At 41.9% G+C, this 12,839-nt stretch carries 10 protein-coding genes; 2 read left to right on the top strand and 8 right to left on the bottom strand.

Annotated features, from left to right (window positions below):
- Together pbpC and HJC33_RS00710 are read right to left on the bottom strand one after the other, a co-directional pair.
- Window positions 1-2,385: a penicillin-binding protein 1C gene (gene pbpC / locus HJC33_RS00715; RefSeq protein WP_272620892.1), complete on the bottom strand. Its 2,385-nt coding sequence runs from the start codon at window positions 2,383-2,385 to the stop codon at window positions 1-3.
- 1 nt (window position 2,386) lies between these two features.
- Window positions 2,387-7,945, bottom strand: coding sequence for an alpha-2-macroglobulin family protein (locus tag HJC33_RS00710; RefSeq protein WP_171656870.1), 5,559 nt, complete (start codon window positions 7,943-7,945; stop codon window positions 2,387-2,389).
- A 223-nt stretch (window positions 7,946-8,168) separates the two neighbouring features.
- Here HJC33_RS00710 and HJC33_RS00705 point away from each other — a divergent pair, with 223 nt between their 5' ends.
- Entirely contained in the window at window positions 8,169-8,585 is a 417-nt protein-coding gene (locus HJC33_RS00705) for a nuclear transport factor 2 family protein (protein ID WP_171656869.1), read from the top strand.
- A gap of 25 nt (window positions 8,586-8,610) precedes the next feature.
- Window positions 8,611-9,081 carry a nuclear transport factor 2 family protein gene (locus tag HJC33_RS00700; protein WP_171656868.1) on the top strand — a complete coding sequence of 157 codons (471 nt, stop codon included), beginning with the start codon at window positions 8,611-8,613 and terminating at the stop codon, window positions 9,079-9,081.
- A 13-nt stretch (window positions 9,082-9,094) separates the two neighbouring features.
- Here the strand turns inward: HJC33_RS00700 and HJC33_RS00695 are convergent, their stop codons facing one another.
- From HJC33_RS00695 to HJC33_RS00670, 6 genes are read right to left on the bottom strand one after another with little or no spacing between them, the layout of a single operon-like run.
- The gene (locus HJC33_RS00695) at window positions 9,095-9,559 is read right to left on the bottom strand and encodes a hypothetical protein (RefSeq protein WP_171656867.1); all 465 of its coding nucleotides are present in this window, start codon (window positions 9,557-9,559) and stop codon (window positions 9,095-9,097) included.
- Window positions 9,560-9,616: 57 nt separating this feature from the next.
- A complete protein-coding gene (locus HJC33_RS00690; protein WP_171656866.1) occupies window positions 9,617-10,405 on the bottom strand; it encodes a TPM domain-containing protein in 789 nt (262 codons plus the stop codon).
- Window positions 10,386-10,823, bottom strand: a complete 438-nt coding sequence (locus HJC33_RS00685) for a TPM domain-containing protein (protein ID WP_171656865.1) — start codon at window positions 10,821-10,823, stop codon at window positions 10,386-10,388. The genes HJC33_RS00690 and HJC33_RS00685 overlap by 20 nt, the downstream gene beginning before the upstream one ends.
- Window positions 10,824-10,826: 3 nt before the next feature.
- The gene (locus HJC33_RS00680) at window positions 10,827-11,426 is read right to left on the bottom strand and encodes a LemA family protein (protein ID WP_171656864.1); all 600 of its coding nucleotides are present in this window, start codon (window positions 11,424-11,426) and stop codon (window positions 10,827-10,829) included.
- Between the two features lie 29 nt (window positions 11,427-11,455).
- Window positions 11,456-11,785, bottom strand: coding sequence for a MerR family transcriptional regulator (locus tag HJC33_RS00675; protein ID WP_171656863.1), 330 nt, complete (start codon window positions 11,783-11,785; stop codon window positions 11,456-11,458).
- Complete coding sequence (locus tag HJC33_RS00670) at window positions 11,785-12,762, bottom strand: M23 family metallopeptidase (protein ID WP_171656862.1); 978 nt, start codon at window positions 12,760-12,762, stop codon at window positions 11,785-11,787. The genes HJC33_RS00675 and HJC33_RS00670 overlap by 1 nt, the downstream gene beginning before the upstream one ends.
- Between the last annotated feature and the right edge of the window lie 77 nt (window positions 12,763-12,839).

The following is a 12,839-nucleotide window of genomic DNA, read 5'->3' as shown; positions in this document are numbered from 1 at the left end:
CTAGCTTTCTGAGGCCAATCGCACCTGAATGTTTTGTTGGATGCGATTGCCTTGGTTGTCTACTGTGGTAAGGGTGTACTCACCGGGCTCAATTTGATAGATCAATTCATGAAATTGAGTGGTAATACCAATATATTTTTCATCTAAATACCAGTATACCGTACTATTGGCTTGTTGGTGCGCCAATTTAAAAACAATTTCTGTAACTGTATTGCCGCCCAAATCCTTTGGAAGCAAAATTTCCTCATTTTTTTTGGGATGAATGAATTCCATGGGCTGGTTCTCCAATACCGAACAGCCATCTAGGTAAGGTGGTAGAGGTTTATAATTTGGATTAGACTGGGCATAATAATATTCGATGGTAGGAGGAAGTGAAAACCAATTTTTTACAATCATATCTTCCAAGGGATAACACTCAGAATTTACCCTAAAACGTTCTGAAGCATCCAAAAACACTTGCTGGTGGTACGGACATGGATTGCTTCTTTTTCCGTGAGTGGGGACCAGTTTTTTTTGCACATTTTCACAAAAAACAGAAGCACGATGGCCACTTTGAGAGCAAACTTCCAATTCCACCAAATCATCAAAAGGTTCTTGAAACCAATCGCTTTGGGGAAGGGCATCTAGTACATCAAAAAGTAGTGGTGCTGCTGCCGTTATCCCCGTGAGACCGGGCCTGCCTTCGCCATCGGCATTGCCCACCCATACACCAATGGCATACTTTGGGGTCACTCCCACCGCCCATGCGTCCTTATATCCAAAACTGGTGCCCGTTTTCCAGGCTATGGGTTGGGCGGCATCAAAAAAGTGCCAGTTCTCGTCCCCTTCCGGTCTATTCACCTCGTACATGGCCTGAAAAGTGCTGTAGATGGCGCCGGCACCAACAATGGGAGGCTCAAATTGCTCTTCTCCGAAGGAGATTTCTTTTTGTGATAAATAAGTTGGCTCTATAAATTCATTGGAAAAATAGGTGCTGGAGTTGGACACAAAGTGGTTCAATGTTGAAGCTAGGGAAGCATAGGTTTTGGTAACATCCCATAACGAACTTTCGCCACCACCCAAAATAAGGGACAGACCGTAATGCGAAGCTGGTCTGTTCAACGATTTCAAGTTCATTTTATGGAGTTTGTTGTAGAATTTTTGGAGTCCATACCTCCGCAACAAACGAACGGCAGGAACATTCAGGGAGCGAGAAAGCGCTTTGCTGGCCGGTACTGCCCCCGTATGTTTTTTATCAAAGTTTTTTGGGTTGTACCCATTGATCACCGTTGGAATGTCCTTGACCAAGCTATGGGGCAATACCTTTCCCTCATCCAAAAGAGAAGCAAATAGTAGGGGTTTCAAAGTACTTCCGGTACTTCTGTTTTTTGAAATGATGTCCACATAGCTTCCATGTGCTTTTCCAGATGGAGAATTGCCCACATAGCCCAAAACCTTTCGGTTTTCCACATCCAGAACCAAAATGGCCAGATTATGGATTTCATTGCTCTTTAGTTGTTGAAAGTGTCTTTCTGCCAAATTGTTCAACTGTAATTGTAATGTTCTATCAATTGAGGTTGTAATACGTTGCCCGGGATGCTCATTTCGAATGCGCTCCGTAAGATGCGGGGCAATATTGGGGAGCTGAAGTGGTTTTTGGGGCAGAGGTTCCTCTAGGGCCAGCTCATAAGTGATTGGGTCAATGATTTCTTTGTCCTTCAATTTTTGAAGGAGCTGATCGCGCTTCTGTAAAAGGTCACCCGCATTCTTGCCTGGAAAAATTAAGGAAGGAGCGTTGGGCAAAACGGCAAGCGTAGCAGATTGTGCCCAGCTGAGCTCGTGGGCAGGAATACCAAAATAGCGCCAAGCTGCTGTTTCCAGTCCAACAACATTACCACCATAAGGGGTATGACCTGCATATAGTTTAAGAATTTCTTCTTTGGAATAACGAAATTCGAGTCGGGTGGCCATGAAGATTTCAATGCATTTTTCCCAATAGGTCCGACTTTTGTTTTTTCTGCTGAGTCGGATAAGCTGTTGGGTAATGGTGCTTCCGCCCCTTCGGGTATCTTTGGTGAGGTTGTGTTTGATGGCTTTTCCAATAGAAATGGGATTGAATCCGGGATGGCGATAAAAATATTCATCTTCAAAAAGCAAGATGCACTGCTTGAAACGCTCCGGAACGGAATCCATTTGTGGAAACCGCCATTGGCCATCATCAGCAATGCGCGCCCCGATCAAAACGCCATCGGAGCTATTCACAACGGTAGAGGTAGGGTCTTTAAACAATTTTTTGGGCAGACAGAACAGCCACAAAATCAAGATAAATGCCAAAACACCAATCTTGATTTTATGCTTCCAGGCAAATCGCCTTGCCTTCAAAATGAAAACGTCGATTCCAATCACATTATCGCACTACTTTAATCCATTGTCCTTTGTTTCGAGCTTGGTAATTGTTGTCGTACATAGCTTCGACCTGTGCTCCGGGCAAATAATAATCCCCAAGGAAGGAAGCGTTTAACTTTATGGTAAATGTCTTGGATTTTCTACCACCCAGATTAAAATAGAGGTGGGTACGGTCATCCCTAGTATCCACATAATCCGCTTTTGTGCTGTTGGAATTGCTTCCTCCGACATACGAAGTGTCCACAATTTCCCATCCGCTGGGTACAATATGGGTCAGTGCCAAATTATCCACATAATCATTGGAACTATTGTAGACCCTAATCTGGGCCTGAAGTTCCGTGCCTTGTCGTAATTGACTCACATCGATTGAATTTCCAGAAGCGTCTAAATACTTCACGGAAAGGTTCAGGTTTTGTTGTTGGGCCAGTTCTTGCCCCACCGGAAGCTTTCCAGATTGGGTCAATGTGGCATAAATGGTATTGCCTTGGTTGTTCTTCACCACGATTTCATTTTTAAATGAAGTGATTGTAATATCTCTCTGTGCAATGGCCCTATCGGTTTTTACTGCGACTTCTTTTCCGTTGTTGGTAAAGGTCAGATTGATGGATCTACCCCCATTTTTAGTCACCATTTTAGCCATGGCGAGCAGCGCATACGCAGTTTCTTGCGTGCTGAACCACCGTTGTGATGATAGGTTTTTGGCCAAGGATATAGCCAAATCGCGCTGTTGGGTGTCGCCCAATATCACCAAAGTTTCCAAGGCCATGGCTCTATTTCTGAACACAGAACCATAGGTTCTGTAGTTGTAATTGTTGGGCACAAAGTTGATGTTGGCTTTTTGTGCGATTTCTTTCGCTACTTCTTTTTTGCCAACTAGTGCATAGGCGGCAGCCAATCGCCATTTGGCCTCATTGCTCAGGTTTTTGGTTTCACGGAGGCGGTTCATGGCAGCCAATTCCGGTTGTTGCGCCAAAGCCAAGGTGTACAATCTGTAGGCTTGTGCCATGTCATCATTATACCGTGTATTTTGATTGCTCCACTGACGGGCGGTACTTTTTTGATACCGTAACCAGTTGCTCAAGAAAGTCAATGGCAGTTGATAACCTTGTTGTTTGGTTTCCAACATGAAGTGACCTGCGTAGGAAGTGCCCCAATCATCAGCATTTCCGTAACCGGGCCAATAACTTAGTCCGCCATTGGGCGTTTGAAAGTCTCCTAATCTTTTGATGGCAGCTTTGACATTTTTTTCAATTTCCTTTTTCTTTTCAAAAGTGATGTCAAGAACATCAGCCAAGAACAATTGTGGAAAAGCTGCAGAGGTGGTCTGTTCCACACATCCATGCGGATAACGAAGGAGATAATCCATACGTTTGGAAAAATCCATGGGAGGTAGCGTGGAGAATTCAACAAATGCCTCGTTGGTGCCAGAAGTCCCGAAGGTTTCAAACGGAATGGTCTGGGAACTATTCGCATCCAAAGTATACAATTCACTTTTTGTGGTGATGGGATTGGGATTCTCCACATCAATTTCCGTTTCACTACTGGCACGTTCCCCTGCTCCTGACGCAGTTACTTTTATGGTTTGAAAAGAAGCGGTTGGGTTGACTTTGAAATCAAAATTCACAATTTGCTCTCCCACAGCATTGAAAGTGATGTTTTTTGAAGTTCCGTTAAGAGGCTCCAATGCTTTGCCAGCATCAATGGAGACTTTGACATTTTTCACTTTCTTTTCCATGGCAAAGACAGTCACGGGAATGGTCACTTTTTCACCCGGCGACAATTTTCTGGGGATAGAGGTCAGTACCATTAAAGGTTTGCGAACTGGAGTGGTAGCTTCGGTATTGCCATAGGCACTATGCTGATTTCCGGCTATGACCATTGTACGGACGGAACCCACATAATTGGGCATATTGATGGTGTGTGATGCTTTTTCTCCTGCTTTCAAGGAAAATGGACCTAAATAGGTGACAACAGGTTTAAAGCGCTGTGCTTTTCTGTTTTTGGCACCTTGCCCGATACCACCACCTCCAATAGCATAAATATTATCCACGCTGATGGAGTAAGCACCCATAACATCATCAAAAATGTCGAAGGTTTTTACACCCAATGCTTGTCTGGCATAAAAGGAACTATGGATATCCGGGGTTTGGAAACGGGTCAAATCCAACAGACCTTCATCAACCACGGCCAAAGAATAGGTCATGGGCTTGTCGTTGGCCTCTGAAACGGTGACCTTGAACGATTTTTCAGGTTCCAGAACCTTGGGCATTTGCAATTCTGGTTGTAGAATGGTAGCCGGATTTTCAACCAACAAGGGTACAACGCCATACAAACGGATGGGTAAATCGTTCTTTACCTGTCCGTGGGGTTGTAACAGCGAAATGTTGATATAGACATTTGGAGCCATTTCCTCAGTTATCGGAATGGAGGCCTTGGTTTCCTTAGCCGAGGTTTCAACCCATTGTTGTGATAATACTTCGGTGCCGTTTTCAATGCTGAGCAGTGCCCGTCCACCTCTGTCAGAAGGGAAAGTCACAATGGCTTCTTCACCGAGTTGATATTTTTCTTTATCCGCAGAGAAAATGAGGATTTTAGAACTTTCTGCATCCCCCGAAGCTGGTCTTCTCCACCAATTTCGGTAAAAGTATGCTGTGCGCCCTGTGGCATGACCAGAAACTTGGTCGATGACCCGAATGAGGAAACGACCTCCGTCATCGTCAGGAATGTTAAGGTTGAAATTTGCCTTGCCATCAGAGCCTGTGGTAACGGTCATTTCTTTGAACGGACGATGCACAGTGGCATTTTCGTATCGGGAGAGATTATCATACCCCCGGTTCCACCACCAGCGCCATTCAATCTTAAAGACCTGCACCTTTAGTTTTCGGTTTCCAGATGGATTTCCTTGGTCATCCACGGTCACTAAATCAAACGTATTGTTTTCATCGGTCAAAAAAGAACCGTATTGTTTGGCTTTTGGAGAACGAAGCCCCACAAAGTGGGTAAAGGGGGCTAGATTTTTGGAAAAAACATCGATGGAGAAATCCCCTCCTCCTTCAAAAACCTTTGTGGTAAAGGTGGCTTGGAGCATTCCAGGGGCGTTTTTATTGACATTGATTTTTTCGTTGATGTCCAGAATCCCATTATCGTTCAATTTAGAGGAAATCCATTGCAATTCCGTTTCAGAAAAATAACGTACCGGGTCTTGAAAGGTATAACCCTTGAATTTATGGAACGCATTTGAAGCCTGTCGCAACTGGGCATTGATATCGATTTTCAAGTTTCTGGCGGGTGCACCATGTAACCATTGTACTGTTACTTTTCCTTTGTTGCTGGTGTTGGCCTGCAATACTTCCTTCTCGAAGGAAACATCCATTTTTAGCCTGTTGGGCTTTACCGTGGCAATCTTGAGACTTTTGTTGAACTCAGCTCCACCTACCACAATTTTGGCATTCCAAGTTCCAGTTGGTGCTTTGGAATCCGTAGGAATGGGGAAATAGTAAAATCCTTTTTCTTTTTTTGCATAAAGATTATCAGATACGGGAACAGAACCTTCTTTGATTACGTTGCGCTGCACTAATTTGCCACGGGCATCGGTGACTTCCAGGCTTACCGGATGATTTTCCGGAAGGGGATTCCCAGAATCATCCAATACAAAAGTAAGGTGTACGGTATCTCCTGGCCTGTGCACGCCTCTTTCCGTATAGAGAAAACCTTGTAGGCCACTTTGTAATTGCTCTCCAGAAATATCAAATTTACTCATGGACAAGGCATGTCCATCGGTCAGCTTGGCGTATGCGAAATTGTTGTCTTTTTCGGCTACGGCAAAAGCTACTGTTTTTTCTCCGTCGTAAATTCCGAAACCAGAGGCATCGGTTGTTATTTCTCCCAGTAGTTGTTGCTGGTAATTGTAAAGTTTGATGCTAGTGTTTTCTTCAGGCTTTGTGGTAAGGAGATTGGTGGCACTAAAATGATACGTTCTATTGTTTCCCTTTTTTACGATAAGTCCTAAATCGCTTCCCAAAAGGTTGGTGGTAACGATACGATTATCATTGTAGTAGGCCTCGTGGCAAGGATTATCGCGTTCCTCCCAGTTGTAATTGTAGTTTCTCCAGTAATAGATTTCATTGTCCCAATAGCGTTCTTCCAAAGATTCATCAGAAGAATTTTGCGAGGCGTATTCTTCGGTTGTGTCTTCGGCGTTATAAGAATTGCCACAATCGTAGGTGGTGTGCTCCTTTTTAAAGCTAAATTCCACCCGATACAATGAACCAGGATGTATGTTGATCAATTCTGACAAATCCAAAGCATGCGCCTTCCAATAACTGCTGTTCCCCTCACCGGCATTATCCAAGGAAATTACTTTGTATGCAACTCTTCTTCCCACCGGGCGTAAATCCGAGTTGTATTCTTGGGTGAGGTTGTTGTTCTGAAGGAATTGCAGCATGTTATTTTCAAATACCTGAATCACTCGAACTTCAACTGCAGAAAGATTGACTGTTTCAAAATAAATAGGAGTGGAGGAGGCATTGGGAAGAATGGTTCCTTTGGAAATCAATCGGACATTGGGTTTCAATTGTTCAAAAGAGACCAATTCCGAAAACATGTTTTTAAGTGTAAAACCATATTCACTTTTGATGCCTTCGTGGATATTGACACGCACTTCGCCTAGAATACGGTTGGAAGGGTAAACTCGGAGCACATTGCCATCAATTTCATAACGGAGGCTGTTGGCATTTTCAATCGTTACCAGTCCATTCAGGTTCTGATTTTGCTTAAGTGGTTCTGAAAAATTGAGTGTAAGTACTGCGTTTGGAGCTGAGGAAGTCTTGGCATCCATGACCACAAACTTGTTTTTTCCAGGAATAGGATAGGTCTCAGAGCCTTCGTTTTCTACGCCAAATTCTTTTCCGTTCCATGAAATGATCAACTCACTGTCCTCGGTTTTTCTAGAAATACTATCTATTTTAAAACTGAAATATTGAGCATCCTGTTCGGTATTGTCCCATTGTATGGGAATGGATTTATCACCTTGTTGTACAGCGATGGTGGTATTGATTTTTGATCCATCCAGAATGTCCGAAGCATTCAAGGTTCCTGTCAAATACTGCCAATCTTTACTGTAAGATTGTAGATTTCCAAGATTTATTTTGAAGTTGGGTGTTATGGTCTTAAAGCTGAAGGTGTATTTTTTGAAATCCTTTTCAATGTCCTCAAAAAGTTCGTCCAGGGCGAGTGTTACAACATACTCCGTATCTGAATTTAAATATGCAGCAGGTTGAAAATGAAGTTCCCTGCCATTTTCTATGGATAATTTCCCATCAACTTTTGGTGAAATTTTAAGGTATTCCGATGGAAGCTCCTGAGTCAGTTCAAATTGTTCCAGTTGTTGGGACAAAATGATGGTAATCGGAGAGGCTATACTTTGGTTGCCATGGGTATGGGAACTAATATAATCCTTAAACTTAAAAAGATTGTCAGTTTCTGATTCGGGAGCTTTCTTTTTACAGGAAACCACTACGATTAGCAGAGAAACCAGAAGAAATTTGAGAGACCTTGTCATGGTAAAAATGAGTGTTTATGATACAGATAATATTAGCCATAACCAAGATAGTCAAAATTAGGAAGGAGGGGCTTTTGGATGTATGAATGGTTTGTTTGGATTTACGAACAATAGCAAAGAAATAGATTAAATCTTAGGAAATATTTATGATTTCGCCTTATATATTTCGGATTTAAAAACAATATCTTGAAATCATCAAAAACAATCAAAAAACTACTACATCATGAAACAAAATTTCATCTTGTTGATTTTAGCAACAACTTTTTTTGGAACCATTACCGCTCAAGAATCTGATTACCAATTAGTGGAAAAAACTGTAAACTTCTATTTAGATGGTGGTACCAATAATGATTTTGAAACTCTAAAAAAAGCATTTCATGAAACTGCCACCATGAAATTTATTAGTGGTGAAGGGTACAAAGAGGTGAATGCATTGGAGTTTTTTGGAAAGGGAATGAAACCTGGTCCAAAGCAGAACCGGAAAACAAGAATTGCAGATATTACTATAGCGGGTAATGCGGCGAATGCTCGATTGGAAATAGAGTATCCGGATTTTACTTTTATAGATTTTATGAATTTGTTGAAAGTTGATGGGGAGTGGAAAATTGTAAGCAAGATTTTTTATAGAAAAGTTGACTAACCTAAATACCAATTTCACCTTAATCATGAAAAAAACTATTTTTTGTCTTGGTTGCATGGCTATGCTTGCTAGTTGTAACCAAGTAAAAACACCAAAAGAAGAAACGCAAGCTGAAGAAAAAATCACTAAAGAAGAAGCACTGGAATTATTGCACGGGTGGACCGATGCCTACCTCAAAGGAAATGCAGACAAGTTGAATGATGTATTGGACGATACTTGGGAATATTCTGGGTCACCAGATGGCTCTACTTCAAACAAAATGGCAACGATAGAAGAATTTAGTGCTGCGGATTATTCCTTTGATGAAATCAAGTACGAAAATTTGGATGTTCGCTTGTACGGGGATATAGCTGTGGTAAGAGGCAGCGAGACCATGGCTATTTTGGATAGTGCAAAGTTGGATACGACAATTCTTCGACTTCGATTTACTGATGTCTACCAAAAAAAGGATGGAATAATAAAGGCTATCGCTACCCATAGCTCGCCCATAGAGTGAATTTTGGACTGAATTAGTCCAAAGTGACCGTGTAGATACCGCTTTCATCCGTTATCGAAGCACCTTGGATGGCTATGGTTTCTACGAATACAAGGATTCCACAGCAATCCGAGGCCTTCCCTTCTTGTGCAAATTCTCCTGTAATTTGAAAGGAATCTTCGGTTCCTAAGTTGATAGTATATTCATATGGCCCCTTAGACCAATTCACATTAATGAAATTTAACAAGGCTTCTGTTTTGCCAGGAAGGTCGGTCAAAACATCTATGATAAGGTCCTCGGAATCCTGACCTACAATACTCACATCTTCTTTGGTATAGGTGCCATTGGCAAATACATCTTCTCCATTTTTAATGATTTCCAGGTAAAATCCTGAAGAAGCTTCGCATAGCACTGTACTACAATCTATGACATCATCATCGTTGAGGCAGCTTGTAAAACAAGTCACTAGCAAGATAAAGGGGATGAAAACTTTTTTCATGGCGAGAGTTTTCCATTAGATGGCATTTCGTCCAAAGGTTGCGAAAGTAGTACGGTATTACCAGCCTCCTGAGGCGCCGCCGCCGCCAAAACCACCTCCGCCGAAGCCGCCCCCAAAGCCTCCGCTTCCGAATCCACCACCTCCAAAGCCACCGGAAGACCCAGAACTTCTTCCCATGTTGCTAAGGATGATCATGTCCCAGATGTCCATTCCTTTTCGATTACCTCCAGAGCCTCTACCTCCTCTATTATTTCTGTTTCTTCGGGAAAGGATGATTAAAATGATGATGAAGATTATAATGGGCAACAAAGACTTCAAGGGAAATTCTTCCCCATTGCCAAAAGTGCGTTCTTCTTTGAATTCGCCATTCAGCACTTGAAAAATAGCGTCGGCCCCTTTGTTCAATCCACCATAATAATCCCCTAATTTGAATTCTGGGATGATTACAGACTCAATGATTCGTTTAGACATTAAATCTGTTAGAGAACCTTCCACGCCATAACCGGTATTGATGGCAATTCTACGGTCGTCCTTAGCAAGGAGGATTAAAATACCGTTGTCTTTTCCTGCTTGTCCAATCCCCCATTTTTGACCCCATTGTGCTCCTAAGAAGTTAATATTTTCCCCCTCGGTGGAACTTATGATTGCCACCACTATTTGCGTTGATGTGCTGTCAGAGTATCGAATAAGCTTTTGCTCCAAAGCTCTGGTTTGCGAAGCCGGGAGTAAATCCACATAGTCATAGACGCTAGTCTGTTTTTGTGGTTTTTCAGGAATAGTGAACTGTCCCCAACAAAAGGAAACGAACAAAAAGGCAATAAGCAAATTAACCTTTGGATATGGCATCGTTCAATTCATTGGTGTCGTTATGGTCCCACGGAAAATGATTCTGCAATTCCTTTCCAGCTCTTAGAATACCTTCAATAATCCCCTTTTTAAACTGACTTTCTTTAAAATGGGATGAAATTACATCTTTAGTGCCATCCCAGAATCCTTTTGGGACAGCATTATCAATGCCGGTGTCTCCATAGATTACAAATTTTTTGTCGTCCACTGCAACATAGATCAAAACCCCGTTTCCATCTTTGGTATTGTCCATTTTTAAAATGTGGAAAATCTGCTGTGCCCTGCTGAAATGGTCAATTTTTGCAGTTGCTTCAATATGTACACGGATTTCCCCTGAGGTATTTTTTTCTGCCTCAACAATTGCACTGACAATTTCTTGCTCCTCTTCAACTGTTAAAAATTCCTCTACCTGCGACATGGGTTAATCAAAATCGAAATTGATATCTGGAGCGTTTTCCGCACCTGGGTTGGAACTGAACAATGCCAATGGGTCAAAATTGGCAATGCTTGCGATAATGTTGGTTGGGATTTTTTCTATTTTGATATTGTACTCTCCAGCCAAATTGTTGAATCGATTTCTTTCTACATTGATGCGATTTTCAGTTCCTTCCAATTGCGATTGAAGCTCCAAGAAATTTTGATTGGCCTTTAGGTCAGGATAGCGTTCCACCGTGACCAAAAGCCTGGAAAGAGCAGAGGAAAGCCCTGTTTGGGCTTGTTGAAATTCAGCCAATTGTTCTGCTGTAATATTGTTGGCATCAATGGTGGTGGAAGTGGCTTTGGCACGAGCTTCAATGACATCAGTTAATGTTTCACGCTCAAAATCTGCAGCCCCTTGAACAGTTTTTACCAAATTTCCGATAAGATCGCTCCTACGCTGGTATGAACTTTCCACATTGGCCCATTGTTTGGTGGCCTGGCCTTTCATATCTACAAGTGTATTGTTGGTTCTTACATACCAGCTTCCAAGAATAACAGCCAGGACTATCAAAATGATGATGGCAAGAATTCCTTTTTTCATTTTCTAAGGTTTTGTGTTTATAGTAATTATTATAGTTGTTCTTTTATTTTCAAGAGTTCGGCCCTTACTTTTTGCAGCTTTTGAATCACATCAAAATTGGATAGCGTTTTTTGCTTTTCCTCTTTGAGGTGGGTTTTGGCTCCTTCCAAGGTGAATCCACGTTCTTTGACCAAATGGTAAATCAATTGTAGATTTTTGATGTCCTGTGGAGTGAATTTCCGGTTGCCCTTGGCATTCTTTTTAGGTTGAAGTACATCAAACTCCTTCTCCCAAAAACGTATCAAAGAAGTATTGACCCCAAAGGCTTTCGCCACTTCGCCAATGCCATAATATCGTTTTTCGGGAAGATCTATGTGCATTAATCCAAGGATTGATTCTCTTGATTGGCAAACTTGAGCATGTTTTCAAACTCTTCTGCCGTCAAACTTCCGTAGTAGAAGTTAATGGGGTTGATACGCTCTCCGTCTTTGTGAACTTCGTAGTGCAAATGTGGAGCTTGGGAACGACCGGTGTTTCCAACAAAACCGATAAGATCACCTCGCTTTACCTTTTGTCCAACAGTTACATTATACTTGCTCAAATGCGCGTAGATGGTCAAATACCCATAGCCGTGATCGATGCGAATATGTTTTCCAAATCCTGATGCTTTATTGTCTGCTCTTGTCACTTTACCATCTCCAGAGGCATAAACAGGAACACCCCTAGGAGCTGTAAAGTCCATTCCATAGTGCATTTTCCGTGCTTTGGTGAAAGGGTCGGAACGCCATCCAAAACCAGAGGCCATTCTGGTAAGGTCCTCATTCCGTACAGGTTGGATGGCAGGAATGGAAGCCAATAATTTTTCTTTTTCTTCAGCTAATTTGGCAATTTCATCCAAAGATTTGGATTGAATGACCATTTGCTTTTGAATGATATCCAATCGTTTGGTGGCGTCAATAATAATTTCTGAATTATTGAACCCTTCTAAGGATTTATAACGATTGATTCCTCCAAAACCGGCTCTGCGTTGCTCTTCAGGAATGGGGTTCGCTTCAAAATAGAGTCGGTAGATATTATTGTCCCTGTCCTCAATGTTGCCCAATACCTGCTCCATTTGCCCCATTTTTTTGTTGAGGATATCAAACTGAAGCTCATAGTTCTGTACTTCCCTTTCCAAAGAAAGTTCTCGAGGAGTATTAAGCCAACTGGTGTTCAAAAGAATGATAAGGCCAAGTAATCCAAACAATGCAGACCCCAGTAGAAAAAAGAAAAGATTTCGATATTTCCTTGACTTTTTCGGTTCTATTTTCCGATAGGAAAGTGTATCTGGGTCGTAATAGTACTTAACTTTAGACATGAATGGATTTTATCCTATTTTTGCTCACTCATTAAACAAAACAAGCAAATATAAAAATTGTTTCGGTTAAAGTGTTA

It is taken from the genome of Flagellimonas amphidinii (genome assembly GCF_013090115.1).
Taxonomy (GTDB): Bacteria; Bacteroidota; Bacteroidia; order Flavobacteriales; family Flavobacteriaceae; genus Flagellimonas; species Flagellimonas amphidinii.
This window is presented reverse-complemented; position numbering and strand designations above follow the sequence as displayed.

What these genes read in the sequence shown, in the direction of transcription:
- HJC33_RS00710 (WP_171656870.1), bottom strand. Translation starts at nt 7,945, where the DNA reads ATGACAAGGTCTCTCAAATTTCTTCTGGTTTCTCTGCTAATCGTAGTG.
- HJC33_RS00705 (WP_171656869.1), top strand. Translation starts at nt 8,169, where the DNA reads ATGAAACAAAATTTCATCTTGTTGATTTTAGCAACAACTTTTTTTGGA.
- HJC33_RS00700 (WP_171656868.1), top strand. Translation starts at nt 8,611, where the DNA reads ATGAAAAAAACTATTTTTTGTCTTGGTTGCATGGCTATGCTTGCTAGT.
- HJC33_RS00695 (WP_171656867.1), bottom strand. Translation starts at nt 9,559, where the DNA reads ATGAAAAAAGTTTTCATCCCCTTTATCTTGCTAGTGACTTGTTTTACA.
- HJC33_RS00690 (WP_171656866.1), bottom strand. Translation starts at nt 10,405, where the DNA reads ATGCCATATCCAAAGGTTAATTTGCTTATTGCCTTTTTGTTCGTTTCC.
- HJC33_RS00685 (WP_171656865.1), bottom strand. Translation starts at nt 10,823, where the DNA reads ATGTCGCAGGTAGAGGAATTTTTAACAGTTGAAGAGGAGCAAGAAATT.
- HJC33_RS00680 (WP_171656864.1), bottom strand. Translation starts at nt 11,426, where the DNA reads ATGAAAAAAGGAATTCTTGCCATCATCATTTTGATAGTCCTGGCTGTT.
- HJC33_RS00675 (WP_171656863.1), bottom strand. Translation starts at nt 11,785, where the DNA reads ATGCACATAGATCTTCCCGAAAAACGATATTATGGCATTGGCGAAGTG.
- HJC33_RS00670 (WP_171656862.1), bottom strand. Translation starts at nt 12,762, where the DNA reads ATGTCTAAAGTTAAGTACTATTACGACCCAGATACACTTTCCTATCGG.